The 25,888-nt window shown below is 54.0% G+C and carries 20 protein-coding genes and 1 pseudogene; 14 read left to right on the top strand and 7 right to left on the bottom strand.

Going from position 1 to position 25,888, the window contains the following annotated elements; translation table 11 throughout:
• Window positions 1–10: 10 nt before the first annotated feature.
• Complete coding sequence (locus tag ACI2I2_RS13505; RefSeq protein ID WP_404658366.1) at window positions 11–454, top strand: flavodoxin; 444 nt, start codon at window positions 11–13, stop codon at window positions 452–454.
• Between the two features lie 32 nt (window positions 455–486).
• On the opposite strand, the gene barA is transcribed toward ACI2I2_RS13505, so the two are convergent.
• Complete coding sequence (gene barA, locus ACI2I2_RS13500; protein ID WP_404658365.1) at window positions 487–3,234, bottom strand: two-component sensor histidine kinase BarA; 2,748 nt, start codon at window positions 3,232–3,234, stop codon at window positions 487–489.
• 58 nt (window positions 3,235–3,292) lie between these two features.
• Here barA and rlmD point away from each other — a divergent pair, with 58 nt between their 5' ends.
• The 5 genes from rlmD to eno all read left to right on the top strand — a co-directional run bounded on the left by rlmD (window position 3,293) and on the right by eno (window position 11,009).
• Window positions 3,293–4,591 (top strand): 23S rRNA (uracil(1939)-C(5))-methyltransferase RlmD, encoded by a 1,299-nt coding sequence (gene rlmD, locus ACI2I2_RS13495; protein WP_404658364.1) that lies wholly within the window; start codon window positions 3,293–3,295, stop codon window positions 4,589–4,591.
• 51 nt (window positions 4,592–4,642) lie between these two features.
• Complete coding sequence (gene relA / locus ACI2I2_RS13490) at window positions 4,643–6,877, top strand: GTP diphosphokinase (RefSeq protein ID WP_404658363.1); 2,235 nt, start codon at window positions 4,643–4,645, stop codon at window positions 6,875–6,877.
• 103 nt (window positions 6,878–6,980) lie between these two features.
• Window positions 6,981–7,772 (top strand): nucleoside triphosphate pyrophosphohydrolase, encoded by a 792-nt coding sequence (gene mazG, locus ACI2I2_RS13485; protein ID WP_404658362.1) that lies wholly within the window; start codon window positions 6,981–6,983, stop codon window positions 7,770–7,772.
• A gap of 224 nt (window positions 7,773–7,996) precedes the next feature.
• Window positions 7,997–9,634 (top strand): glutamine hydrolyzing CTP synthase, encoded by a 1,638-nt coding sequence (gene pyrG, locus ACI2I2_RS13480; protein WP_404658361.1) that lies wholly within the window; start codon window positions 7,997–7,999, stop codon window positions 9,632–9,634.
• 79 nt (window positions 9,635–9,713) lie between these two features.
• On the top strand, window positions 9,714–11,009 hold the full coding sequence (gene eno / locus ACI2I2_RS13475) for a phosphopyruvate hydratase (RefSeq protein WP_312628731.1): 1,296 nt from the start codon (window positions 9,714–9,716) through the stop codon (window positions 11,007–11,009).
• Window positions 11,010–11,177: 168 nt separating this feature from the next.
• Here eno and ACI2I2_RS13470 read toward each other — a convergent pair whose 3' ends face one another.
• Entirely contained in the window at window positions 11,178–12,002 is an 825-nt protein-coding gene (locus ACI2I2_RS13470; protein ID WP_404658360.1) for a MurR/RpiR family transcriptional regulator, read from the bottom strand.
• A 166-nt stretch (window positions 12,003–12,168) separates the two neighbouring features.
• Here ACI2I2_RS13470 and ACI2I2_RS13465 point away from each other — a divergent pair, with 166 nt between their 5' ends.
• The 3 genes from ACI2I2_RS13465 (at window position 12,169) to queE (ending at window position 15,158) form a co-directional block, all read left to right on the top strand.
• Complete coding sequence (locus ACI2I2_RS13465) at window positions 12,169–13,725, top strand: maltose/glucose-specific PTS transporter subunit IIC (RefSeq protein WP_404658359.1); 1,557 nt, start codon at window positions 12,169–12,171, stop codon at window positions 13,723–13,725.
• Window positions 13,725–14,414, top strand: coding sequence for an N-acetylmannosamine-6-phosphate 2-epimerase (locus ACI2I2_RS13460; protein WP_404658358.1), 690 nt, complete (start codon window positions 13,725–13,727; stop codon window positions 14,412–14,414). Before ACI2I2_RS13465 ends, ACI2I2_RS13460 begins: the two co-directional genes overlap by 1 nt.
• Before the next feature lie 72 nt (window positions 14,415–14,486).
• Window positions 14,487–15,158, top strand: a complete 672-nt coding sequence (gene queE / locus ACI2I2_RS13455) for a 7-carboxy-7-deazaguanine synthase QueE (RefSeq protein ID WP_404658357.1) — start codon at window positions 14,487–14,489, stop codon at window positions 15,156–15,158.
• A 106-nt stretch (window positions 15,159–15,264) separates the two neighbouring features.
• Here the strand turns inward: queE and ACI2I2_RS13450 are convergent, their stop codons facing one another.
• Together ACI2I2_RS13450 and ACI2I2_RS13445 are read right to left on the bottom strand one after the other, a co-directional pair.
• The gene (locus ACI2I2_RS13450; protein WP_404658356.1) at window positions 15,265–16,743 is read right to left on the bottom strand and encodes an FGGY-family carbohydrate kinase; all 1,479 of its coding nucleotides are present in this window, start codon (window positions 16,741–16,743) and stop codon (window positions 15,265–15,267) included.
• Window positions 16,744–16,769: 26 nt separating this feature from the next.
• Entirely contained in the window at window positions 16,770–18,068 is a 1,299-nt protein-coding gene (locus ACI2I2_RS13445) for a nitrate/nitrite transporter (protein WP_404658355.1), read from the bottom strand.
• A gap of 336 nt (window positions 18,069–18,404) precedes the next feature.
• Here ACI2I2_RS13445 and ACI2I2_RS13440 point away from each other — a divergent pair, with 336 nt between their 5' ends.
• From ACI2I2_RS13440 to ACI2I2_RS13420, 5 genes and pseudogenes are all read left to right on the top strand, one after another.
• The gene (locus ACI2I2_RS13440; protein WP_330982858.1) at window positions 18,405–19,190 is read left to right on the top strand and encodes an SDR family oxidoreductase; all 786 of its coding nucleotides are present in this window, start codon (window positions 18,405–18,407) and stop codon (window positions 19,188–19,190) included.
• An 80-nt stretch (window positions 19,191–19,270) separates the two neighbouring features.
• Entirely contained in the window at window positions 19,271–20,725 is a 1,455-nt protein-coding gene (locus ACI2I2_RS13435; protein ID WP_404658354.1) for an FAD-binding oxidoreductase, read from the top strand.
• A gap of 45 nt (window positions 20,726–20,770) precedes the next feature.
• A pseudogene (locus ACI2I2_RS13430) lies at window positions 20,771–22,135 on the top strand (MFS transporter); the annotation flags it as partial.
• On the top strand, window positions 22,113–22,895 hold the full coding sequence (locus ACI2I2_RS13425; RefSeq protein WP_404658353.1) for an electron transfer flavoprotein subunit beta/FixA family protein: 783 nt from the start codon (window positions 22,113–22,115) through the stop codon (window positions 22,893–22,895). The pseudogene ACI2I2_RS13430 and the gene ACI2I2_RS13425, both read left to right, overlap by 23 nt.
• Window positions 22,892–23,737: an electron transfer flavoprotein subunit alpha/FixB family protein gene (locus tag ACI2I2_RS13420; RefSeq protein ID WP_404658352.1), complete on the top strand. Its 846-nt coding sequence runs from the start codon at window positions 22,892–22,894 to the stop codon at window positions 23,735–23,737. Before ACI2I2_RS13425 ends, ACI2I2_RS13420 begins: the two co-directional genes overlap by 4 nt.
• Here the strand turns inward: ACI2I2_RS13420 and ACI2I2_RS13415 are convergent.
• From ACI2I2_RS13415 to ACI2I2_RS13405, 3 genes are read right to left on the bottom strand one after another with little or no spacing between them, the layout of a single operon-like run.
• Window positions 23,734–24,309 carry a glycerol-3-phosphate responsive antiterminator gene (locus ACI2I2_RS13415; protein ID WP_330982863.1) on the bottom strand — a complete coding sequence of 192 codons (576 nt, stop codon included), beginning with the start codon at window positions 24,307–24,309 and terminating at the stop codon, window positions 23,734–23,736. The two genes, ACI2I2_RS13420 and ACI2I2_RS13415, sit on opposite strands and share 4 nt — an antisense overlap.
• Window positions 24,310–24,328: 19 nt before the next feature.
• A complete protein-coding gene (locus ACI2I2_RS13410) occupies window positions 24,329–24,601 on the bottom strand; it encodes a ferredoxin family protein (RefSeq protein ID WP_404658351.1) in 273 nt (90 codons plus the stop codon).
• Window positions 24,592–25,860, bottom strand: a complete 1,269-nt coding sequence (locus ACI2I2_RS13405; protein WP_404658350.1) for an FAD-dependent oxidoreductase — start codon at window positions 25,858–25,860, stop codon at window positions 24,592–24,594. The genes ACI2I2_RS13410 and ACI2I2_RS13405 overlap by 10 nt, the downstream gene beginning before the upstream one ends.
• Window positions 25,861–25,888 lie beyond the last annotated feature (28 nt).

Here is a 25,888-nt window from a genome sequence, read left to right as displayed (position 1 = left end):
GAGAAAAGTAATGGCAGACGTAGGCATTTTTGTCGGCACCATGTACGGAAACGCACTGCTGGTGGCGGAAGAGGCGCAAACCATTCTTAGCGCTCACGGTCACAAGGCGCAGGTGTTTGAAGATCCCGAAGTGGGCGACTGGGAAAAATATCAGGGCAGCTATGCGCTGGTTGTCACGTCAACCACGGGCCAGGGCGATTTGCCGGACAGCATTGTGCCGCTGTATCAGGGCATTCAGGATATGTACCAGCCACATCTGCGCTACGGGATTATCGCGCTTGGCGACAGTACCTATTCCCATTTTTGCGGCGGCGGTAAACGTTTTGACGCGCTGCTGCAGGAACAAGGCGCGCAGCGCATTGGCGAAATGCTGATGATTGATGCCAGCGAAGATCCTGAACCCGAAACGGTTTCCAACCCTTGGGTTGAACACTGGGCGACGCTGCTCAGCTAAAAAATGTTGCCCTTGCAAGAGGGCAACTCTGTTTATCCCAGCATCTTCCGCGCTTCGCGGGTCACATTGTCCATCTCATCCAGCAATTCCAGAAATTCCGGTTCCATCTCCTCCGGAGAAATGCCGTCCCGCAGTTGTCCTTCGATCAAATGACACAGATTTTTCAGCCTTGGCACCCCGCTGTAACCGCAACTCCCGTGAAGCTTATGAATGGCATCGACCAGTTTTTCAGGGTGCTCGCCGACAAGTTGCTCTTCCACTTTGTTACGCACTTCCGGCAGGAAGGCAATCAGCATCTGCAACATATCGCGGGCAAGGTCCGGCTTATTGGCGGCCTGACGTAACGCCAGTGACCAATCCAGTGTGGTATTGATATTGACCGGCGGTTGCGGCTCTGAAGTGTCAATCAGCGGGACGGTCATACCGGGTTGATAGCGATGCAACAGATTGCGCAGCTTGCTCTCTTCAATCGGTTTCGCCAGATAGTCATTCATCCCGGCGCTCAGCAATTTCTCTTTTTGCCCTGCCATGGCGTGGGCTGTCACGGCAATCACTGGCGTCTGCTGCTGGTGAGGTAATTGACGAATCAGCTCGCAGGCGCGAATACCGTCCATGTCCGGCATCTGAATATCCATCAGGATCAGATCGAACTGTTGCTGTTTAGCCTGTTCGATGGCGGCCTGGCCGCTGTCACACAGTTCAACGTTTTGCACCTGATCTTCCAGCAAAGCGCCGATCAGTTTCAGGTTGGCAGGATTGTCATCAACGGCCATGACCGTCATGCCCAGACGACGATCGCTGCTTTCCCGAGAGACCGGCAGGTGGTTGCTGCGGCAATATTCGGTTAACGCCGGGAGCAGACGCGTAGACGTCAGCGGCTTGAGCAAGCAGCCAGCAGCGCCGTTTTGCTTCAGTTCTTCAGCATTCACCTGCGCGTGGCAAGGCAGCGCCAGCAGCAGGAAATCTGTCATCGTGTGGGCACGTACCAGTTTGTCTGAATGCATGTTCAAATCGCGCATTGAGACAGGAACGGCGATTAACAGAATGTCATAGTGATCGTCGGGTAAGGCCGAAAACGTCGGGCTGTAGACCACTTCCAGCGGTGTGGTTGCCAGTAAATCCATGGTGCATTGCGCAGCCGTGGAGTTGGCCTCCACATAGGCAAGGCGCTTACCGGCCAGACACGCCGTCATTGGGCCTTCAGAGACCACATTCGGATTCAAATCCAGATTGATGTAGAACCAGAAGGTCGAGCCGCGATTGGGCTGGCTGTGGAAGGAGATATCCCCGCCCATCTCTTTGACCAGCTTCTGGGTGATGACGAGCCCCAACCCGGTGCCGCCATGACGGCGTGAAATGCTGGCATCCGCCTGACGGAAAGCCTGGAACAGTCGCGACTGATCCTGTTCCGGAATGCCAATTCCGGTATCGCGGATTTGCACTTCAATCTGCACTTTGTTGTTGCTCAAAGAGCGTTTTTCGACCAGCACGTCAATGTTGCCGTGCTCGGTAAACTTGATGGCATTGCCGACCAGGTTGGTGATCACTTGTTGCAGACGCAGAGGATCGCCAATCACATTGTCCGGCACATCATTTTTTATGTTCAGCGTCAGCTCAAGCCCTTTGTCGTGGGCAGAATGCGCCAGCAGCGTGACGACTTCATCGAGCGAATTGCGCAGTGGGAAAGGAATACTTTCCAGAATCAACTTGCCCGCTTCCAGTTTCGAGAAGTCCAGCACGTCGTTAATGATGGTCAGCAGGTTATTTGCTGAACGCTCGATGGTGTTGAGGTGATCGCGTTGGGTGGAATTGAGGTCGGTTTTCAGCGTCAGCCGCGTAAAGCCAATCACGCCATTGAGCGGCGTGCGCAGCTCGTGTGACATATTGGCAAGGAACTCTGACTTAATACGTGCGGCTTCCTGCGCGCGTTTCTTGGCGAGATCCAACTCGACGTTCTGGATTTCCATCTGTTCAAGCGTTTCACGCAGATCAGACGTGGCCTGATCGACGTTGTGCTGCATCTCTTCGTGATAGGCCGCGAGCGACATCGCCATCGAGTTAATGCCGTTTTTAAGCATATCGAGTTCGCCCAGCATGAAGCCTTCCACGCGGCTATCAAGCTGCCCGCGCCGAATTCTGTCGACCGTATTCACCATGTTGCGAATCGGGCCGGTGACATCCCGCATCAGGCGCCAGCCGAAGATGAGTGCGATGCCGATGCAGAACAGCATCATCACGCTGGAGATAAAAATCTCTTTGTATTGCTGCAGCCGAACGGATTTGAGATCCAGCTCCAGCGCCACGTAGCCCAACATATTGACCGGCGTTTTGGCTTCCGACGTGGGTGATTCATCCGGCGAATAGCTTTCAGAGATAATGGGCGTGCGCAGGATCATCAGATCACCGCTGCGAATGACGCTCAATCGCCGTGGCAGCGGAGCGCCCTTCGGCAGCTGGAGCTCGCTCGGGTCGAGATGATAGTTGGACGTCACGAACAGCCGGTTATGCTCGTCATACACCGAAATGGCCCGCACGATGTCAGAATGGCGGCGGTGAAGGACGCTTATTAGCTGACCTATTGACTCACGGTTTTGTAAGTTCATGCCATATTCACTGGAGACCGCAAGCGGCTCAATGATGCTGGCACCGGCGTCTTCCAGTTGGCGCTGCAGGTCGTGATAGCGGTGAACGACAAAGAAGATGCTGAGCAGCAAACCGATGAGGACGGTTGGGGCCAGGATCAGGATCATCATGCGCGCACGCAGGCTGTAGTTGGTCATGGAGGTCCGTTATGGGAGAATCAGGGTTAACACTCTACGTTTGAGAAAACTCTCTACAATGGCGCAATTCTACTCTGCAAAACGCCGCGTGACGACGCGCGAGATCATAACCGTGACGGTAAGCGACCTTGACCCTTTTGGTCAGGGCGTGGCTCGTCATAACGGTAAAACGCTTTTTATCAACGGCTTGCTGCCGGATGAGCGCGCTGAAATTAAGATTACTGAAGATAAAAAACAGTATGCTCGCGGGCAGGTAAAACGGCGTCTGAACGACAGTTCTGAACGTGAAACGCCGCGTTGCCCTCATTTTGGTGTGTGTGGAGGCTGCCAGCAGCAGCATGCGAGCGTTGCCCTTCAGCAGCACAGCAAGCAGGCGGCACTGGCCCGTTTGATGAAACACGATGTGGATGACGTGCTCTCGGCATCGCCGTGGGGCTACCGTCGTCGCGCTCGCCTTAGCTTGAATTATCAGCCAAAGACCCAACACTTGCAGATGGGTTTTCGTAAGGCTGGCTCCAACGACATCGTTGAGGTCACGCAATGCCCCGTTTTGGTGCCCACTCTTGAGGCATTCCTTCCGGCCGTGCGCGATTGCCTGGCTTCGCTGAAGGGGGCTCGCCATTTAGGGCATGTAGAACTGGTGCAAGCGGATAATGGCCCGTTGATGGTATTGCGCCACACCGCGCCGCTTTCTGCCGCCGACAGAGAAAAACTGGAACAGTTTTCGCATACTCACCAGCTTGCGCTGTGGCTGGCACCGCAAAGTGAAACGATTGAACAGGTTAGCGGCGAAGCGCCCTGCTATCACTCAGACGGGCTACGCTTAACATTCAGTCCGCGAGATTTTATTCAGGTCAATGATGGCGTGAATCAGCTGATGGTCGACACCGCGCTGGCGTGGCTTGACGTGCAGCCAGGCGATCGCGTGTTGGATTTGTTTTGCGGCATGGGCAATTTCACGCTGCCACTGGCAAAGCGGGCGGCAAGCGTAATTGGCGTGGAAGGCGTGCCAGCGCTGGTCGAGAAGGGCCAACAGAATGCGGCACTTAATGATTTACCCAATGTGACATTCTTTCATGAAAATCTGGAAGAAGATGTCACGTTGCAGGCCTGGGCAAAAAACGGGTTTGACAAAATTTTACTCGATCCTGCCAGAGCGGGCGCACCGGGTGTGATGCAACATGTCGTAAAATTGGCCCCGCAGCGGGTGGTGTATGTATCCTGTAACCCGGCAACGTTAGCGCGCGACAGCGAGGTGTTGTTGGCCGCAGGCTATCAAATTCAGCGTCTGGCAATGCTGGACATGTTCCCGCACACTGGGCACCTGGAGTCGATGGTGCTGTTTGAGCACAAATAATGAATCAAGGCTTGTCGACTTCGACAGGCCCGGTCCCTAAAGGAGAGGACAATGGTTGCGGTACGCAGTGCACATCTTAATAAAGCTGGAGAGTTTGATCCGGTCAAATGGATAGCAAGCCTGGGCATTTCCAGCCAGCCGTCGTGTGAGCGCTTAACCGAGACATGGACATATTGTCGCGAACAAACTCTCAACCATCCTGAGGCGGATATCGTGCTGTGGCGCGGTGTCGAGATGGTTGAAATTCTCTCCATGCTGAATATGGATATTGATTCACTCCGTGCCGCGCTGCTGTACCCGCTGGTGGTCAGCGAAGTGGTGACCGAAGAAAAGCTGGAAGAGACCTTTGGTAAATCGGTAGTGACGCTGATCCACGGCGTACGGGATATGGCGGCGATCCGCCAGCTGAAAGCGACCCACACGGATTCGGTGTCATCAGAGCAGGTGGATAACGTTCGCCGGATGCTGCTGGCGATGGTCGATGATTTCCGCTGCGTGGTTATCAAGCTCGCTGAACGCATCGCCCATCTGCGCGAAGTGAAGGACGCGCCAGAGGATGAACGCGTCCTGGCGGCGAAAGAATGTACCAATATCTACGCGCCGCTGGCGAACCGTCTGGGCATCGGCCAGCTCAAATGGGAGCTGGAAGATTACTGCTTCCGCTATCTCCACCCGGCGGAATACAAGCGCATCGCTAAATTGCTTCACGAGCGCCGCATCGACCGTGAACACTACATCGACGAATTCGTCGGTACGCTGCGTGCCTCGATCAAAGAAGAGGGCGTTAAAGCCGAGGTTTACGGACGTCCGAAGCACATCTACAGCATCTGGCGCAAAATGCAGAAAAAGCATCTGGCGTTTGATGAGCTGTTCGACGTGCGCGCCGTGCGTATTGTTGCAGAGCGCTTGCAGGACTGCTACGCCGCGCTCGGTATCGTTCACACCCATTTCCGCCATCTGCCGGACGAATTTGACGATTACGTCGCTAACCCGAAACCGAACGGCTATCAGTCGATTCACACCGTGGTGTTAGGCCCGGGCGGCAAAACGGTTGAGATCCAGATTCGTACGCGCCAGATGCACGAAGAGTCTGAACTGGGCGTCGCTGCTCACTGGAAATACAAAGAAGGTTCTGCATCCGGCGGCAGCCGTGGCCATGAAGACCGCATTGCGTGGCTGCGTAAGCTGATTGCCTGGCAGGAAGAGATGGCGGATTCGGGCGAAATGCTCGACGAAGTTCGCAGCCAGGTGTTTGACGATCGCGTCTACGTGTTTACGCCAAAAGGCGATGTGGTGGATTTACCCGCGGGATCCACGCCGCTCGACTTTGCCTATCACATCCACAGTGACGTGGGGCACCGTTGCATCGGGGCGAAAATTGGCGGTCGCATCGTGCCGTTCACCTACCAGCTGCAAATGGGCGATCAGATTGAAATCATCACTCAGAAACAGCCAAACCCAAGCCGTGACTGGCTGAACCCAAACCTGGGTTACGTGACGACCAGCCGTGGACGCTCGAAGATCCACGCCTGGTTCCGTAAACAGGATCGTGACAAAAATATTCTCGCCGGGCGTCAGATCCTCGACGACGAGTTGGCTCATCTCGGGATCAGCCTGAAGGAAGCCGAAAAGCATCTGCTGCCGCGCTACAACTTCAACGAAATGGAAGAGCTGCTGGCGGCGATTGGCGGGGGCGATATCCGTCTCAACCAGATGGTTAACTTCCTGCAAGCGCAGTTCAACAAGCCGAGCGCGGCGGAGCAGGATGCCGCAGCGCTGAAACAGTTGCAGCAGAAATCCTACAACCCCCAGCAAAACCGTAAGAAAGACGACGGTCGCGTGGTGGTGGAAGGCGTGGGCAATCTGATGCATCACATCGCGCGCTGCTGCCAGCCAATTCCTGGTGATGAGATTGTTGGGTTCATCACTCAGGGCCGCGGCATTTCGGTGCACCGCGCGGACTGTGATCAACTGGTGGAACTGCAATCTCATGCGCCTGAACGTATTGTTGATGCGGTATGGGGCGAAAGCTATTCCGCAGGCTATTCGCTGGTGGTACGTGTTCAGGCCAATGACCGCAGCGGCTTGCTGCGCGATATCACCACCATTCTCGCCAACGAGAAAGTGAACGTGCTGGGCGTGGCAAGCCGCAGCGACACCAAACAGCAGCTTGCTACCATCGACATGACCATCGAAATCTATAACCTGCAGGTGCTGGGCCGCGTACTTGGCAAACTGAACCAGGTGCCCGATGTGATTGACGCTCGTCGTTTGCACGGCGGTTAACTTTTTTCCCCTCACCCTAACCCTCTCCCCAAAGGGGCGAGGGGATTTCTTTTCTCCCTCTCCCTTGAGGGAGAGGGCACACAAACATTAGCAAGGATCCCCCATGACCCAAATTGACCGCCTGCTAGGCATTATGAAACGCCTGCGAGACCCGGAAAACGGCTGTCCGTGGGATAAAGAGCAGACGTTTGCCACCATCGCGCCTTACACCCTCGAAGAGACATACGAAGTGCTGGACGCTATCGCGCGCGAAGATTTCGACGATCTGCGCGGCGAGTTGGGGGATTTGCTGTTCCAGGTCGTTTTCTACGCGCAAATGGCGCAGGAAGAAGGGCGCTTTAACTTCGATGATATTTGCGCGGCCATCAGCGACAAGCTGGAACGCCGTCACCCGCATATTTTCGGTGATGCGACCGCTGAGAACAGCACGGAAGTGCTGGCGCGTTGGGAAGCCATCAAAAGTGCTGAACGAGCTGAAAAATCACAACATTCCGCTCTGGATGACATTCCGCACAGCCTGCCTGCACTGATGCGCTCGCATAAAATCCAGAAGCGTGTTTCTGCTGTTGGTTTTGACTGGACGTCTTTGGGCCCGGTGCTCGACAAGGTGTATGAAGAAATCGACGAAGTGATGCACGAAGCCAAACAGGCTGTCATCGACGAAGCGAAGCTTGAGGAAGAGATGGGCGACCTGCTGTTTGCCACTGTCAATTTGTCTCGTCATTTGGGTGTGAAAGCCGAAACCGCACTGCAAAAAGCCAACCTTAAGTTCGAGCGCCGCTTCCGCGAAGTGGAGCGTATTGTGAGCGAGCGAGGCCTGGAAATGACCGGGATCGACCTCGAAGCAATGGAAAGCGTGTGGCAGGAAGTAAAACGACAGGAAACTGATCTCTAACGCTTTTTTGCGATCAAGCGCGATTTGTGTGATTTTTAAAATGACAAGCGCTTGATTTACGTCAAAAACATTTACCCAAAAGGGGCTATTTTCTCACTCCTTATCTTTGCCTGAGCCTGGGATTGGAGAGCGAGAATGAATGTTTGTGGCGTTCGCCGTGTTCGGGTATACTACTTTCCCGTCCTGGTTATTCCATCGTTTCACCCTAACTTCTCAGGTTCAGCATGACAACGAACTATATTTTTGTGACCGGCGGGGTCGTATCCTCTCTGGGTAAAGGCATTGCCGCAGCCTCCCTGGCAGCCATTCTTGAAGCCCGTGGCCTCAATGTGACCATCATGAAACTCGATCCGTACATCAACGTCGATCCGGGTACCATGAGCCCTACCCAGCACGGTGAAGTGTTCGTTACTGAAGACGGCGCAGAAACCGACCTGGACCTGGGTCACTATGAGCGCTTTATCCGTACCAAAATGACGCGTCGCAACAACTTCACTACGGGTCGTATCTACTCGGAAGTTCTGCGTAAAGAGCGTCGTGGCGACTATCTGGGCGCCACCATTCAGGTGATTCCACACATCACTAACGCTATCAAAGAGCGCGTTATCGCCGGTGGCGAAGGTCACGACGTGGTGCTGGTCGAAATCGGTGGCACCGTCGGTGATATCGAATCCCTGCCGTTCCTCGAAGCGATTCGCCAGATGGCGGTTGAAGTCGGTCGTGAGCACACCCTGTTCATGCACCTGACGCTGGTACCTTACATGGCAGCCGCAGGCGAAGTGAAAACCAAACCGACTCAGCACTCTGTCAAAGAACTGCTCTCTATCGGTATTCAGCCGGATATTCTGATTTGTCGCTCTGACCGCGCGGTCCCGGCGAACGAACGTGCTAAAATCGCATTGTTCTGTAACGTTCCTGAAAAGGCCGTTATTTCCCTGAAAGACGTCGATTCCATTTATAAAATCCCGGGCCTGTTGAAATCTCAGGGTCTGGACGATTATATTTGTAAACGATTCAGCTTGAACTGTCCGGAAGCAAATCTGTCAGAATGGGAACAGGTTATCTACGAAGAAGCTAACCCGGCAGGTGAAGTGACTATCGGTATGGTCGGCAAGTACATTGAACTGCCGGATGCCTATAAGTCCGTGATTGAAGCGCTGAAACACGGTGGCCTGAAAAACCGCGTGACCGTCAACATCAAGCTGATTGATTCGCAGGATGTTGAAACTCGCGGCGTCGAAATCCTGAAAGGGCTTGATGCTATTCTGATCCCGGGCGGCTTCGGCTACCGCGGTGTAGAAGGCAAAATCGCCACCGCACGCTTTGCGCGTGAAAACAATATCCCTTACTTAGGCATTTGCCTGGGTATGCAGGTTGCGTTGATCGAGTTCGCTCGTAACGTAGTCGGTATGGAAAACGCCAACTCGACGGAATTTGTGCCAGACTGTAAGTACCCGGTTGTGGCCCTTATCACCGAATGGCGTGATGAGAACGGGAATGTCGAAGTGCGTACTGAAAAGAGCGATCTTGGCGGTACGATGCGTCTGGGGGCTCAGGCCTGCCAGCTCAGCGATGACAGCCTGGTCCGCAAGATGTACGGCGAAGAAGTGATCACCGAGCGTCACCGTCACCGCTACGAAGTCAACAACATGCTGTTGAAACAAATTGAAGCTGCGGGTCTGCGTATTGCAGGCCGTTCCGGGGATGATCAGTTGGTCGAGATCATCGAGGTGCCGAATCATCCGTGGTTCGTTGCCTGTCAGTTCCATCCGGAGTTTACTTCCACGCCGCGTGATGGGCATCCGCTGTTTGCAGGCTTCGTAAAAGCCGCCAGCGAATACCAGAAAGGTCAGGCGAAGTAAAAAAGTTAGAACGGCAGCGCCCCAGGTTGGGGCGTTGTTTGTCTGGAGTTTTAGTTTAACTTGTACTGAGGAAAACCTAATGTCCAAAATCGTTAAAGTCATCGGTCGTGAAATCATCGACTCCCGTGGTAACCCGACTGTTGAAGCCGAAGTACACCTGGAAGGTGGTTTCGTCGGTATGGCAGCTGCTCCATCAGGTGCTTCTACTGGTTCCCGCGAAGCGCTGGAACTGCGCGATGGCGACAAATCCCGTTTCATGGGTAAAGGCGTACTGAAAGCCGTTGGCGCAGTAAACGGCCCGATCGCTCAGGCTATCCTTGGCAAAGATGCCAAAGACCAGGCTGGCATCGATAAGATCATGATCGATCTGGACGGTACTGAGAACAAATCCAACTTCGGCGCGAACGCTATCCTGGCTGTGTCTCTGGCTAACGCCAAAGCGGCTGCAGCTTCTAAAGGTCAGCCATTGTTCGAACACATCGCTGAACTGAACGGTACTCCAGGCAAATACTCCATGCCGGTTCCGATGATGAACATCATCAACGGTGGTGAGCACGCAGACAACAACGTTGATATTCAGGAATTCATGATTCAGCCAGTTGGCGCGAAATCCCTGAAAGAAGCCGTACGTATGGGTTCTGAAGTGTTCCACAACCTGGCTAAAGTCCTGAAAGCTAAAGGTATGAACACCGCTGTGGGTGACGAAGGTGGCTACGCGCCAAACCTGGGTTCCAACGCAGAAGCTCTGGCTGTTATCGCTGAAGCGGTTAAAGCAGCAGGCTACGAGCTGGGCAAAGACATCACTCTGGCGATGGACTGTGCAGCTTCTGAGTTCTACAAAGACGGTAAATACGTTCTGGCTGGCGAAGGCAACAAAGCGTTCACCTCTGAAGAGTTCACTCACTTCCTGGAAGATCTGACCAAACAGTATCCGATCGTTTCCATCGAAGATGGTCTGGACGAATCTGACTGGGATGGTTTCGCCTACCAGACTAAAGTCCTGGGCGATAAAATCCAGCTGGTTGGTGACGATCTGTTCGTAACCAACACCAAGATCCTGAAAGAAGGTATCGAGAAAGGCATCGTTAACTCCATCCTGATCAAATTCAACCAGATCGGTTCTCTGACCGAAACTCTGGCTGCAATCAAGATGGCGAAAGACGCTGGCTACACCGCTGTCATCTCTCACCGTTCTGGCGAAACTGAAGACGCGACCATTGCCGACCTGGCTGTGGGTACCGCTGCAGGCCAGATCAAAACTGGTTCTATGAGCCGTTCTGACCGTGTTGCTAAATACAACCAGCTGATTCGTATCGAAGAAGCTCTGGGCGAAAAAGCACCTTACAACGGCCGTAAAGAGATCAAAGGTCAGTAATTCATTACTGTCGCTTTAGATACTAACAAACCCGCTTAGGCGGGTTTTTTTATGCCTGTCGACTGCCCGGCGGCGCTACGCTTGCCAGGCCTACAAAACAGGATAATCGGTAGGCTGGCGTAAGGCGAAGCCGCCAGCCGGCAAGAGTGTTCACGAAAGTGAGCAACATCAGAGCAGCAACGGCAACGTCGCGCTGGCCGTTTGCTGGTTTACCTCACTGTAATGCTCATCAAGGTTAATCAACGAGGTTGTCAGCAGTTCAACCAACAGCATCACGCCGACTTTGGCATTCAAAGCCCCCGCACTCAGCGGCCCTTCGGGTTTGGCGGCGACCAGTTGAATATCGCTCAGTGAAGCCAATGGACTGCGTGGAGTGTTGCTTAACGACAGCACTTGCACGCCGCGTTTACGGGCCAGTTTCACCACATGCAGTAAGTCGCGAGTGGAGCCGGAACTGGAAATCGCGACCACCAGGGTGTTCTTAGACAGCGTTGTCGCATTCATCGCTGCACGGTGCATATCGCTAAAAAGCTGTGCTGGTTTACCAAGCCGCAGCAGCTTGTAATGCAAATACTCGCCAAGGATGGCACTGGCCGCAACGCCGTAGATTTGAACCGCATCTGCTTGATGCAGAGCCTGCGCGGCTTTCTCCAGTAACGCTCTGTCCAGCAACTTTGCTGTGTCCTGCAACGCCTGAACGGATTCATTGACCACGTTATCAATGTCATCCCCGCTCTGCTGCGCAGGTTGCCCCTGTTGAATATCCAGCGCCAGCGCCATCTTAAATTCGTTATAGCCTTTGCAGCCCAGCGTGCGACACAGACGGGTGACGCTGGCCTCGCTGGTGTCGCTTTCACGCGCCAGTTCAGTGATGGTCAGATACAGCACCTTTGCCGGATCACCCAGCACAAACTCCCCCAGCTTTTGCTGAGTCGGGCTGTAACCGGACACTCCCTGGCGCAGCCTTAACAGCAGATTTTCATTTTCTGACATGCAGGATCCTTAATGCGTTTCTCTGTGGCTAGTGTGGCGGAAAGCAGGGGATCGATGCCAGTCATTTTAAAAAAGTATGATCGGCTTCCTGATTTATGGTGATAATTTTCACTTTACATAATTTATGTGGTAAAAATTTTCATCAAAATGACAGGGGAATGAAAAAATGACTCAACTCTTCAGTGGCGCCTCCTCAGGGGCATGGTTTGAAAAAGCGCAGCGGTTCGGCAAATCGTTCATGCTGCCGATTGCGGTATTACCTGCGGCAGGGTTGTTGCTGGGGATTGGCGGCGCGTTGTCCAATCCGAATACCTTAACGGCTTACCCCTTCCTGGATGTCGGCTGGTTACAGGCGATATTCACCATCATGAGCAGCGCAGGCTCAATTGTTTTCGCCAACCTCTCTGTGCTGTTTGCGGTGGGTGTCGCGGTTGGATTGGCAAAAACCGACAAAGGGACTGCCGGGCTGGCGGCACTGCTGGCATTTCTGGTGATGAACGCCACGATCAACGCCTTGTTGATCCTCAATGGTACGTTAGCGCATGAGGATCCAGGCGCTGTCGGGCAGGGCATGACACTGGGCATTCAGACGCTGGAAACGGGCGTTTTTGGCGGAGTCGTGATTGGCCTTGTGACCTGCGCGCTGCATCATCGCTTTAATAAAATTGCGCTGCCGCAGTTCCTCGGCTTCTTTGGCGGCTCGCGCTTTGTGCCGATTATCAGCTCGCTGGCAGCGATCCTGGTCGGGGCCATCATGACGGTGGTGTGGCCGCATTTTCAGAAACTGATTTTTGGTCTGGGCGGGCTGGTTGATGCTACTGGCTATCTCGGCACGTTCTTGTACGGTTTTATCCTGCGTATGCTTGGCCCCTTCGGCCTGCACCACATCTTCTATCTGCCGTTCTGGACGACCGCCCTGGGCGGAAGTGAAATCGTCAACGGTCAGCTGGTGGAAGGGACGCAGCGCATCTTCTTCGCTCAGTTAGCTGACCCGAATACTCAGCAGTTCTACATCGGCACGTCTCGTTTTATGTCCGGGCGTTTCATCACCATGATGTTTGGCCTGATTGGGGCGTGTCTGGCGATGTATCACACAGCGAAGCCAGAAAACAAAAAGCGCGTGGCTGGCTTGTTGTTATCCGCAGCGCTAACTTCTTTCCTGACCGGCATCACTGAGCCGATTGAGTTCTCCTTCCTGTTTGTCGCGCCGGTTCTGTACGTCATTCACGCCTTCTTTGATGGGCTGGCGTTTATGCTTGCCCACATTCTGCATATCACCATCGGCCAGACCTTCTCTGGCGGATTTATCGATTTCATCCTCTTCGGCGTGCTGCAGGGCGAAGCAAAAACCCATTGGTTGTACGTGCCGCTGGTCGGTGTGCCGTGGTTCTTCCTGTACTACTTCACGTTCCGTTTCCTGATTAATCGCTTTGATTTTCTGACCCCTGGCCGTGAGAAAGAAACGATTGTCGAAAGCGCACTTCCGCAGAGTGAACGTGCGGCGGCAGTGATTGCCGGGCTGGGCGGGCGTGACAATCTGGAAGAAGTGGACTGCTGTGCGACTCGCTTGCGAGTGACAGTTAAAGACGGCGGAAAGGTCAATCAGGAAGCATTGAAAGCCACTGGCGCACGGGGCGTTATCCTGCGCGGCAACGGAGTGCAGGTCATTTATGGCCCACACGTCACGATCATTAAAAACGAAGTAGAAGAGATCTTATCGTAATGAAAACTGTACTGGATTCCCTCAAAGGCAAACTGATCGTTTCTTGTCAGGCGCTGGAACATGAACCGCTGCACAGCCCGTTTATCATGTCACGGATGGCTGTCGCGGCAGAAGAAGGTGGGGCAGAGGCCATTCGCGCGAACAGCGTGGTTGACATCGCCGCCATCAAACAACAGGTGTCACTGCCGGTGATTGGCATCATCAAACGCGATTATCCTGACAGCAAAGTGTTCATCACCGCTACGATGAAAGAAGTGGATGAACTGATGAGCGTCGGGCCGGAAATCATCGCGCTGGATGCCACGGCTCGCCCACGTCCTGGCGGACAAACACTGGCAGATTTAGTGGTGCAAATTCGAGCTCGTTATCCGTCATTGCTGTTGATGGCGGATATCTCAACAGTTGAAGAAGCCGTCACGGCACAAGCGCTGGGGTTTGATTGCGTCGGCACCACGCTTTATGGCTACACGGAAGAGACAGCAGGCCACGCGTTACCGGAAAATGACTGCGGCTTCCTGCGTGAGGTGCTGGCCGCAGTGACAGTGCCTGTCATTGCAGAAGGAAATGTTGAAACGCCAGAACTGGCGGCCCGTTGCCTGGCATTAGGCGCGCATACTGTGGTTGTTGGTGGGGCGATTACCCGTCCTCAGCAAATTACGGCGCGGTTTGTTGTCGCCATCAGCCGCTAAAGCACCGATCGGGCATGATACTTAGACGGGGATCTGCGATAATTATCGTTTATCCCCTATTCAGAGATGACTATGCAGTACCCGATTAACGAAATGTTCCAGACCCTGCAAGGCGAGGGTTACTTCACTGGCGTGCCTGCCATCTTTATTCGACTGCAGGGATGCCCGGTAGGGTGCGCGTGGTGCGATACCAAACACACCTGGGATATGCTTGAGGATCGGGAAGTGTCTCTGTTCAGTATTCTGGCGAAGACCAAAGAAAGCGACAAATGGGGCGGCGCGACAGCGGAAGACTTGCTGACTGCCATTACCCGTCAGGGCTGGACGGCGCGCCACGTGGTGATCACCGGCGGCGAACCGTGCATCCACGATTTAACACCTCTCACCACGCTGCTTGAGCAGAACGGTTACAGCTGCCAGATTGAAACCAGTGGCACGCACGAAGTCCGTTGTTCGCACAGCACCTGGGTTACCGTGTCGCCGAAGGTGAACATGCGTGGCGGCTATGAAGTGTTGTCTCAGGCACTGCATCGCGCCGATGAGATCAAACACCCTGTTGGCCGTGTGCGTGACATCGAAGCGCTGGACGAATTGCTGGAGACGTTGAGCGATGACAAACAGCGAGTTATCGCCCTTCAGCCAATCAGCCAGAAAGAAGACGCCACGCGTCTGTGCATTGAAACTTGTATCGCCCGTAACTGGCGTTTGTCGATGCAGACGCATAAGTATCTGAATATTGCCTGATGCAAAAAAACCGGTGGCAGCTTCGCCTTACCCGGCCTACACGTCATGATTTTGTAGGTCCGGTAAGGCGTAGCCGCCACCGGGCACTCTGCCACCCGGCAAACAATCAGGCGTTCGACCAACTCTGAATCGCGTCCACGTTATCCAATTCCCCATGGAACACTTCGTACGATTTTTTCAGGATCGGATCGGTGTGTGTCGTCAGCTCTTTGAAGATCCCTTTGTTCATTGCCTCATAGCGCGCCGCATGTGCCGCTACCGGGACAAACTCATCTTTCACCCGGACCATTTTCTCAACGGCTTGCTGATAAGAAGAATAGAGACCAAGCCCGACCGCGGTGTTAATTGCCGCACCCAGACTGGCGCAGCCGTTAATCGCATTTCGTCTTGCGGGCAGGTTAAAGACATCGGCAAAAATCTGCATAAACAGGTCGCTGTTAGAGCCGCCGCCGGTGATGATGATTTGCTTCGCTGCGTGCTGCATCTCTTCGGTCATGTTGTCGAAATTGTTCTTCAGCGTCAGGGCGATGCTCTCGAGAATCGAGCGGTAAATCCACGCATAATCCATCGTGGCATTAAAGCCAATCATGATCCCGCGCTTGTACGGTTCCCAGGGGTTGGTGAGCCAGTCCAGCACGGTCATCAAACCATCACAGCCAGGAGGCACCAGAGCGGCCTTTTTGTTCAGCAAATCTTCTGGTGAAAGTCCCTGCGCCTTCGCATCCTGAATGAGTGATTCGCCGAGCATGTCGCGCAGCCAACTGACAGTCCACATCCCTTTGCGAATGCCATAGCCTTCATAAAGCAGCGTTTCAGGTACTGAAGACATGATTGGCCAGTAATATTGCGGATCTTTCGGCAGCGCTTTGCCGTTCATCATCAGCGCAATGTAGGTGCCCAGTGAAATGACCGCTGTGTCATCATCAAGCAAGCCCGCCCCGAGCGCTTCAACCGCTTTATCGCTGGTGCTGCAAACCACCGGAAGGCCCTGAGGGAAACCGGTGAGTTGCGACGCCTGTGCGGTGATGTGGCCCAGCACTGTGCCTGGCATCTGCACATCAAACAGCATCTCACGCGGGATCTTAAATTTCTGGAAGACATCCGGATCTTCGCTCCAGTTCCAGGTCTTGTAATCCACCGGCCATTGCCCGAAATAGTTGGCAACGTTGTCTTTGCGCTCGCCGGTCAGCCGATGGGCCAGATAGCCCGAGAAGGATGTCACGTACGCTACATCCGGGTTTGTATGTTCGTAAGGGCGAGTCACACGCGAATCCTGCCAGCTGATCAACTGTGCGGCTGGCGTACCGTCTGCTTTTAACAACGCACGGCAGCAGCGAATCGAGCCCAGACCAATACCCACGATATCTGCTTTGTTGCCGGTGAACTGGCGCATCAAATCCTTGCCTGCCGAGCAGAGCGAGCTCCAGAGATCGTCATCCGGATGTTCAACCGTGTCGGCATCCGGGGTGTACATCGGCTGCAGCAAGCCTTTGCCTTCGCACACCACATTGCCTTCCAGGTCATACATCACCACTTTGGTACTCTGACTTCCGCCATCAATGCCAATGATGTACTTCTTAGCCATGCTCATTCTCCTTTAAATTAACAGCGTCACTCGCTAACCGCTTCGGTAGCCAGTGGCGCCTCGTTTTCGGTGCGCTGCGTGGCGCGAATTTTTCGGGCCAGCAGGAAGGTGAATACGATCACCATGCAGACTGCGCTCAGGCCCATCAGCCACATATTGCGATAAGCTTCCTCTGCCGGAAGGGTATCCTGCCAGTGGCCGACCACAGGGTAGACAAACACGTCAGGCAGAAAGCCGATGACGGAGCAGATCCCGACGGTGGTACCCATAATGAAGGTTGGCGTTTTCGCTTCACCCGGGCAGGCAAAATAGAGCCCGCGCGAGGCATAGCACGTAAAGCCCAGCAGCAGGATCAGGCCGATGCCGATGACAACCGATTGTGGATTGCTGTTGGTCATGAGCAAGGCAACCAACGTCAGGGCGCTGATAACAGAGAGAATTTGGATAACCCGGGTTGGCGATTTAATCCGGCTGTACGTCGTGATAAGTCCACCCAAGGGGCCGCACATGGCGCGGAAAATTTTGTTGATAACAATCCCCATGTAACTCGCCGCAACCAGCGACATACCGTACATTTCAGTCAGATAGTTGGTGGAGTAACTCAGGATGGCATAGATGGTGTACACGCCAAAGATTATCAGGCTGCAGTACCAGGTCGTGCTGATGCGTAACACGGAAAGGATATCTGAAAGCTGGAAGCCTTTCTTCTTCTCTGCGCCTGTTACCGCATCCTGACTTATGCCATCGCTGACGAAGAACCAGCACAGAATCCCCAGCAGAATATAGACCACGCTGTAAATCAGAATAACCGTCTTCAGGCTGTTAGGATCTTCCGGCGCAAAACGGGAGAACGCCCACATGGTGAACACCGCCAGCGACATCACGCCCACCCCGCGCAACCCTTCCATCCAGCCCATGATCTTGCCCTGCTCGCGGTGATCACCTAGCAGCGAGGCTGCTTTAATCGAGACCGACCACAGCATCAGGATCGTGGTAATAGCAAAAGCCACCTGAATGGTTAGCATCACCCAAAGTGGCGGATAAGTTGCCATCACAAAACCCAGTAAGCCGGTGATAATCATCGCGGAGGTGATCATCTTACGGTGGGAGAATTTATCTGCAATAACGCCGCTTGGCGCATAAAGAATAATAGCGGTGATACCGAATGTGCTCATAATTAACCCAATCTCGGTATTGCTGAATCCCATAAACTTTGCCATCGGGATTTGGTAAATATAGCGTAAATAGGCCAGATCAAAACTGACGCCACCGCTAAAGCTTATAATGGCAAGAGTAATCCAACGTCGCCAGGGTGAATGTTGCATCTCGTTATCTCGCGTTATTTAGTCTGTATGACAGACAAAAAAAAGAGAAAAGTAAACCACCCTTTGGAAGGCGGATTACTTTTCTCCTGGTCTCTAGTAATTGCCACTAGAAATAACATGGCGATGCTTTTTTAGGTGTGAGAATTATCACGCTTCTGAGGATTGCTCTTTTCTGCTTAAGGTAAATCGTTGTCTGTGAGTTTCATCACATTATCCGGGTGTGAGCCTGTGCTAAAAAATATCCCCAGTTACCAGAGAATATGAGAAAGGTGACTTCCCTCAAGCCGGGGGAAGTTGCCTTTCTTTTTTTTTGCCTAAAGGATTTTGGAGCCCATTATGTCTGTTGAATCTTTAAACGCATTTTCCATGGATTTCTTCTCGCTCAAAGGTAAAACCGCCATTGTCACCGGAGGCAACAGCGGGCTGGGCCAGGCTTTTGCCATGGCGCTGGCGAAAGCAGGGGCTAACCTGTTTATCCCAAGCTTCATCAAGGACAACGGCGAAACCCGCGAGCTGATTGAGCAGCAGGGCGTTCAGGTCGAGTTCATGCAGGTGGATATCACCGCCAAAGGTGCACCGCGAGACATCATTGCCACTTGTTGCGAACGTTTTGGCGGCGTCGACATTCTGGTCAACAACGCCGGGATTTGTAAGCTGAACAAGGTGCTGGATTTTGGTCGTGCCGACTGGGATCCGATGATTGACGTCAACCTGACTGCCGCTTTTGAATTAAGTCATGAAGCCGCAAAAATTATGATCCCGCAAAAGCACGGGAAAATTATCAACATCTGCTCGTTATTTTCTTATTTAGGTGGGCAGTGGTCACCGGCTTATTCTGCGACAAAACACGCATTGGCAGGTTTTACGAAAGCCTATTGCGATGAGTTGGGGCAATACAATATTCAGGTCAATGGGATTGCGCCTGGTTATTATGCAACCGATATTACTTTAGCGACTCGCAGTAATCCAGAAACAAACCAGCGCGTGTTAGATCATATTCCAGCTAACCGCTGGGGTGATACTCAAGATTTAATGGGCGCAATGGTATTTCTTTCCAGTCGCGCCTCTGATTATGTGAATGGTCATTTATTAGTCGTTGACGGCGGATATTTGGTTCGTTAATAGCGAAAAGTCTTATTGATATTGTTAGTTGAATGGGTGGTTCCTGCAATTTTCTACACTTACATCAGAAAGGAAACGTTATGTCTTTATCCCGCGAAGCCATTGTTGAACAGGTCAAAGAGATCGTTGGTCCCGCCCGTGTGGTCACCGACGAAACTGTCTTGAAGAAAAACAGCTATGACCGTTTCAGGAAGTACGCTGACATTCACGGTGTTTATACATTACCGCTACCGGCGGCGGTGGTGAAACTCGGTTCAACCGAGCAAGTTGCGCAAGTGCTGGCATTTATGAACCAGCATCAAATTGCGGCCGTTCCCAGAACGGGGGCATCTGCCACAGAAGGTGGGCTGGAAACCGTCGTCAAAGACACGCTGGTGCTCGATGGTTCCGGGATGAACAAGATAATCGACATCGACATCGAGAACATGCAGGCGACTGCTCAGTGCGGCGTGCCACTGGAGATCCTGGAAAATGCGCTGCGTGCCAAAGGCTACACCACCGGGCATTCGCCGCAGTCAAAGCCGCTGGCACAGATGGGCGGTTTAGTCGCTACTCGCAGCATCGGTCAGTTCTCCACGCTTTATGGCGCGATTGAAGATATGGTGGTTGGCCTGGAGGCCGTGCTGCCAGACGGCACTGTCACTCGTATCAAGAACGTACCGCGTCGTGCGGCCGGGCCGGACATTCGTCACATCATCATCGGTAACGAAGGTGCTTTGTGCTACATCACTGAAGTCACGGTGAAAATCTTCAAATACACCCCAGAAAACAACCTCTTCTACGGCTACATTCTTGATGAGATGAAGACCGGGTTTGAGATCCTGCGCGAAGTGATGGTTGAGGGTTATCGCCCGTCGATTGCTCGTCTGTATGACGCGGAAGATGGCACTCAGCACTTTACCCATTTTGCGGAGGGCAAATGCGTGCTGATTTTCATGGCTGAAGGGAATCCGCGTATGGCGCGCGCGACCGGCGAAGGCATTGCTGAGATCGTGGCTCGCTACCCGCAGTGCACGCGTGTTGACAGCAAGCTGATTGAAAACTGGTTCAATCATCTTAATTGGGGCCCGGACAAAGTGGCGGCTGAACGCGTGCAAATCCTCAAAACCGGCAACATGGGCTTCACCACCGAAGTGTCCGGCGACTGGAGCAGCATCAACGAAATCTACGAGCGCGTGATCCACCGTATTCGTACTGAGTTCCCGCACGCAGATGATATCACCATGCTCGGCGGACACTCTTCCCACAGCTACATCAACGGCACCAACATGTATTTCGTCTATGACTACAACGTGGTGGACTGCAAGCCAGAAGAAGAAATCGACAAGTACCACAACCCGCTGAACAAAATCATCTGCGAAGAAACGATTCGCCTTGGCGGCTCGATGGTGCACCACCACGGTATCGGCAAGCACCGCGTTCACTGGGCGAAGGCCGAGCATGGTAGCGCCTGGGCATTGCTGGAAGGGCTGAAAAAGCAGTTCGATCCGAATGGCATCATGAATCCAGGAACCATCTATCCGATTGAAAAATAATCCTCACCACGGCTTCCCTTCGCGGGAAGCCGTTCTCTTTTTTAAGGGGGAGCCATGAGCGCGTCACCTGTTCGAATGGACGATCTGCCGCTAACCCGATTTCACTGGCGTATTGCCGGGCTGACCTTTGGCGCGCACCTGACTGATGGCTACGTGCTTGGCGTCATCGGCTACGCGATTATCCCGCTTCAGTCACAAATGCAACTGACTCCTTTGCTTGAGGGGCTGATTGGCGGATCGGCCCTGTTTGGTTTGTTTCTCGGCAGCCTGATCCTGGGCTGGATCTCAGACCATATTGGTCGTCAGCGTATCTTCACGTTCAGCTTCCTGCTGATCACGCTGGCCTCTTTTTTACAGTTCTTTGTGACTTCACCAGAGCAACTTATCTTCCTGCGCGTCCTGATAGGTTTCGGTCTTGGCGGTGACTATTCCGTTGGTCATACTCTGCTGGCCGAGTTCTCCCCAAAACGTTTTCGCGGCATGCTGCTCGGAGCGTTCAGCGTGGTATGGACGTTTGGCTATGTGCTGGCAAGCGTGGCAGGGCATCACTGGATTAACACTGACCCTGAAGCCTGGCGCTGGCTGCTGGCTTCTGCGGCATTGCCTGCGTTGGCCATCACGTTGCTGCGAATGGGCACGCCTGAATCGCCACGCTGGCTGATGCGTCAGGGGCGAATTACCGAAGCTCATGCAGTGGTGAGACGCTTTCTTGGGGCGAATGTCTTGCCTGGGGATGAAATATCCGGGGTGACAACACGCCGTTTCAGCACGCTCTTTTCTGCCCGTTACTGGCGCAGGACTGCATTCAACAGCCTGTTCTTTATCTGCCTGGTGGTACCGTGGTTTGTGATTTACACCTGGTTGCCGACTATCGCCCTGACTATCGGTCTTGAAGACGCGCTGACCGCGAGCCTTATTCTTAACAGCCTGCTAATTGTCGGCGCGCTGCTTGGCCTGGTGCTGACCTGGTGGCTGTCTCGCCGCCAGTTTTTGATTGGCAGCTTTCTGCTGTTGGCCATCGTGCTGACGGCGCTGGCGTTTACCCCTGCCAGCAACAGCGCGCTTATTCTGCTGTTGTTTGTGTTGTTCAGCATGACTATCTCAGCGGCAAGCAATCTGGTGGGCATTTTGCCTGCCGAAAGTTTCCCGACAGATATTCGCTCGCTCGGCGTTGGATTTGCGACTGCCATGAGTCGCCTTGGCGCAGCCATCGGTACGGGGCTTCTGCCCGTTGCGCTTACCGCCTGGGGAATGAGAAGCACTCTTTTGATGCTGGTGGCAGTGCTGATTATCGGGCTGATTGTTTCGCTACTCTGGGCGCCGGAAACCAAAAACTTGTCGCTGGTGGAGGCGGCGGATTTACCGCTTAAGCCGCAGGGAAAGATCAATGAACATTCTGTTGGCGTTTAAAGCCGAACCCGATCTGGCGATGCTGGCGGAAGCCGACTGGAATGCGGCAGCGCAAGGTATTGCGGGGCCAGACCCGGCGTTAATGCGAGTGGCGATGGGCAATGACGAACAGGGCGCTGCAGAACTGATGCTTCTGGCGCGTGAATCTGACCCGTCCTTAACGCTGAAAGCCGTCACACTGGGCGATACACGTACACTTCCAGCGTTACGGCAACTTGCAGCGCTAGGATTTGACGATCTCACGTTGCTACAGGCTGAACAGGATCTTCGCTTTTCTCCGGCTTTCGTCGCGGAGCAGCTGGCAAATCACGCCCGGAAAACAGAGGCGGGGTTAGTGCTGCTCGGCACACAGAGCAGTGAAGGGCAAAACGGACAGACTGGCTGGCTGCTGGCAGAAATGCTGGGCTGGCCGTGTCTGTCGCAAGTGAGTGGGCTCAGCTCAGCAGATCAAGGATTTGTGGTCGAGTGTGAAGATACAGAGCAGCGCAGCCTTTGGCAGGTGAGGAAACCGGCGGTACTGATCGTGCAAAATCGTGGGCAACTGGCGTTGAGAGTACCGGGCATGAGAGCCAAAATGGCTGCTGCAAAAGCAGACATCAGGCAACAGACCTGCCAACCCTTACAGCCTGATCTACTCTCATGCAAGGCCTTAACTCGCAGCCTTCAGCGCCGTGAAGGCGTGCTTATCAAAGAGCAAACACCTCAGGATTCGGCCCGGCGTTTATGGCGTGATTATCTCGCTGCAAGGAGGTTGTCATGAAAATCGCTCTGGTGCTGCTCAACGCAGAGGAACAGCCAAAGTTTGCCAATTATATGGCCGATAATTCGCTGACAGAATTCTCCATGACCTGCTGGCGAATACCGAATAACAAGGCATCGAGTGAAGCCATGTTGGCGGCATTGGAGGCGAAATATCGGGCCTCTCCCGTGGATATCCTTTTGTTCCCTTCGACGATGAAAGGTGACGAGCTTGCCACGCGGCTGGCCTGGCGTCTTAAAGGAAGCGCGGTTTGTCAGGCGCTCACTTGCGATGTGACACAGAAGACGGTGACCAAAGCCGTGTACGGAAATGGGCTGTTAGCCACGCTTGAGGTGCAGCGTTTCCCCCTTTGCTTGTCGCTGTCCAGGCATCTTCCACTGCAGGATGTCGCTCTTTCGTTGCAACCAGAAGAGTGTGATCTTGAAACTGTTCCTCAGCCCGGGGAATTGCCTTCACCGCAAATCCTCAGTCAAGCACAGCATCCGCTGCAAACGGCCAAATGGGTGATGGCGAGCGGGCTGGGCGCTAGCGGCGACGCTTTCCAACCGCTGGCTGCGGCACTTGGTGCGGAACAGGGCTTCACGCGGCAACGGGTGATGGCGGGAGGCTGTGATGAACAGCGAATGATCGGCATTTCTGGGCAGAGTGTTGCGCCTGACGTTTGTCTGGTCGTGGGCGCTTCCGGTGCATCGGCTTTTATGGCTGGCGTGCAGCAAAGCCGTCTGATTGTTGCCATCAACAACGATCCCGCCGCGCCCGTTTTTGCCGCGGCGGATGTGGGCATTGTCGGGGATGCCGAGGAAGTGCTTACAGCGCTTGTGCAGTGCACCGGGCAGGGTTAATTCAGCTTTTTGGCCAACTTCCAGACGTCGATATTGGTTGTCGACAACGCTGCTACTCCGGCGGCAATCGCGTTACGGGCATCTTCTTCATCGCAGACTAACCCGCCTGCAATCAGCGGCTGGCGTACTTTCTCCGTTACCCAGTTCAGCACTTTCGGCATGCAGCCCGGTAAGATTTCAATGCAGTCGGCGTTCGACTGTGCGACCTGCTTATCGATATTGTGGAAGGAAATGGAATCGACGATAAACAAGCGATGGATACAGAAATACCCCTCAGCCCTGGCGGCTTTCAGCATGTTCGGCTTGGTGCTGATTATGCCGTCTGCCTGGGTCACCAGTTTCAAAAACTGAATCACCACCTCTTTATTGGACGCGCCTTCCAGTAAATCGACGTGGATGAAGCAGAATTTCCCCGCCTGTTTGATTTTCTGCACGATCCCGGTGATGGTGCAGATGTTGCCGTACAGCACCGAAATAAACTGGCAATCGGACTCAATCGCCAGCTGCAGGCTGGCATTATCTTTGACCGCGGCGATCACCGGGTTTTGTCTTAGCAGGTGAAGTAAAGGCACACAGACATCCTTACAGTGGTTAACCAAAACGCAGGGAAATCCCCGCGCCAGAAGAGGGATACTGCCAGTCGCTCAGCAAGTCTTGCCCGGCAATCAGTCGACAGCAGCCACATTCCAGACAGCCCTGAAAATGCACATTTACCCTGCCATTGGCATCTCGCTTAAACAACCCGGCGGGGCAGATTTTTTCCAGCAACGCGCACTGTTCGTCGCTCAGCGATTCTTGAACCGCGATATGCGGGGTCTTCGCTGGGTGATAACAATTTCTGGTAAGGCTTTCGTTTACAGACATTTCAGGCTCCTCACCATATCGGCCCCTAAGCGCAGCGGGCCGAAGCGACGGCTTTGACGCAGCAGCGTTCGCCACAACGCCGGGTTCGCTTCGGCTTCTGCCTTCGTCATTTCTTGCAACACTACCTGAGTGAACGTGGGCCACTGGCGGTACCAGCTTTCCCGCTGGAGAAGAGCCGGAACGTGTCGATAACGCTGAAGTTGCTGCCAAAGCGCACTGCGAGTGAGATGCTGATCGTAGAGTTGATGCAGAGGTTTTCCCGGCGACTGAAAGTATGTGATAAGCGTTTCGGCAGCGGCTTTGGCATTCAGCATCGCCATGTCCATTCCGCGGATCGTTACGCCAGTATTGATACAAGTGCGAAGCGTATCCCCCACCAGAAGCCAGCCTTCCCCGGCACGTTGCAGTGGCATACTGTTCAGGCCACCTTCGGGCACCAGATGCGCACCGTACTCCAGCGTTTCTGCTTCGCGTACCAAAGGTCGAATGGAAGGGTGATTTTTCAGTTTCGCCAGTAAGCCAGAGGCTTCACCCGGGCTATTGCGCAGCGAAGTGAGCGACGCGACCACGCCCAGCGACAGCGTCTGTTTGTTGGTATACAGAAAAGCGCCAGCCGGTTTGGTGCCGCAGACTTGCCCGCTGAACAGCCAGGCCGCGCCCTGATTGGCTTCGAGGTGAAAACGATCATTGATTCGACCGGCTTCCAGCGACAGCGTTTCTTTAATGCCCAGCGCCATGCTGTGCAGTTCAGGCCGCGAAACAAACCCTTGTTGCTCGGCAAGCAGGCTGTTAGCGCCTTCAGCCAGAACCACAACCCTGGCTCTGATCATTTCGCCTTCGCACACGACGCCTGCAACACGCGCATTTTCACGATACAGTGATTCAACCGTCACGCCGCATAAAAGCTGCACACCTGAGGATTCAGCCTGAGCCGCAAGCCACGGATCGAAACGGGCGCGAAGGAGGCTCCAGGAAGGGCTTACCGGATTTTGCCCGCCAAGCGTGGTTCCGCCATCGGCGGTCAGCAGCGTGAAGTTTTCGCGAGTGATAGTGCGCTCAAGCGGGGCGTGTCGCTGAAAATCAGGAAGGATGTCGGCGAGGGCGTAACCATACAGTCTGCCGCCAGAGAGGTTTTTACTGCCCGGTTGTTCGCCGCGTTCCAGCAGCAGAACCGACAACCCGGCACGGGCACAAAGCAAGGCGCAGGTGGAACCTGCTATCCCTGCGCCGATAATAATAACGTCGAAATCGTCCGCCACCTTGCGCTCCTTTTCCTCAGAGCGCACA

Source organism: Scandinavium sp. NPDC088450 (genome assembly GCF_044900545.1).
Classification (GTDB): domain Bacteria; phylum Pseudomonadota; class Gammaproteobacteria; order Enterobacterales; family Enterobacteriaceae; genus Scandinavium.
Note: the sequence above shows the minus strand (reverse complement) of the source record. Positions and strands in the feature narration are given on the sequence as shown.

Excerpts from the sequence above, each read along its gene's own strand:
- ACI2I2_RS13505 (WP_404658366.1), top strand. The coding sequence starts at position 11 with ATGGCAGACGTAGGCATTTTTGTCGGCACCATGTACGGAAACGCACTG.
- barA (WP_404658365.1), bottom strand. The coding sequence starts at position 3,234 with ATGACCAACTACAGCCTGCGTGCGCGCATGATGATCCTGATCCTGGCC.
- rlmD (WP_404658364.1), top strand. The coding sequence starts at position 3,293 with ATGGCGCAATTCTACTCTGCAAAACGCCGCGTGACGACGCGCGAGATC.
- relA (WP_404658363.1), top strand. The coding sequence starts at position 4,643 with ATGGTTGCGGTACGCAGTGCACATCTTAATAAAGCTGGAGAGTTTGAT.
- mazG (WP_404658362.1), top strand. The coding sequence starts at position 6,981 with ATGACCCAAATTGACCGCCTGCTAGGCATTATGAAACGCCTGCGAGAC.
- pyrG (WP_404658361.1), top strand. The coding sequence starts at position 7,997 with ATGACAACGAACTATATTTTTGTGACCGGCGGGGTCGTATCCTCTCTG.
- eno (WP_312628731.1), top strand. The coding sequence starts at position 9,714 with ATGTCCAAAATCGTTAAAGTCATCGGTCGTGAAATCATCGACTCCCGT.
- ACI2I2_RS13470 (WP_404658360.1), bottom strand. The coding sequence starts at position 12,002 with ATGTCAGAAAATGAAAATCTGCTGTTAAGGCTGCGCCAGGGAGTGTCC.
- ACI2I2_RS13465 (WP_404658359.1), top strand. The coding sequence starts at position 12,169 with ATGACTCAACTCTTCAGTGGCGCCTCCTCAGGGGCATGGTTTGAAAAA.
- ACI2I2_RS13460 (WP_404658358.1), top strand. The coding sequence starts at position 13,725 with ATGAAAACTGTACTGGATTCCCTCAAAGGCAAACTGATCGTTTCTTGT.
- queE (WP_404658357.1), top strand. The coding sequence starts at position 14,487 with ATGCAGTACCCGATTAACGAAATGTTCCAGACCCTGCAAGGCGAGGGT.
- ACI2I2_RS13450 (WP_404658356.1), bottom strand. The coding sequence starts at position 16,743 with ATGGCTAAGAAGTACATCATTGGCATTGATGGCGGAAGTCAGAGTACC.
- ACI2I2_RS13445 (WP_404658355.1), bottom strand. The coding sequence starts at position 18,068 with ATGCAACATTCACCCTGGCGACGTTGGATTACTCTTGCCATTATAAGC.
- ACI2I2_RS13440 (WP_330982858.1), top strand. The coding sequence starts at position 18,405 with ATGTCTGTTGAATCTTTAAACGCATTTTCCATGGATTTCTTCTCGCTC.
- ACI2I2_RS13435 (WP_404658354.1), top strand. The coding sequence starts at position 19,271 with ATGTCTTTATCCCGCGAAGCCATTGTTGAACAGGTCAAAGAGATCGTT.
- ACI2I2_RS13425 (WP_404658353.1), top strand. The coding sequence starts at position 22,113 with ATGAACATTCTGTTGGCGTTTAAAGCCGAACCCGATCTGGCGATGCTG.
- ACI2I2_RS13420 (WP_404658352.1), top strand. The coding sequence starts at position 22,892 with ATGAAAATCGCTCTGGTGCTGCTCAACGCAGAGGAACAGCCAAAGTTT.
- ACI2I2_RS13410 (WP_404658351.1), bottom strand. The coding sequence starts at position 24,601 with ATGTCTGTAAACGAAAGCCTTACCAGAAATTGTTATCACCCAGCGAAG.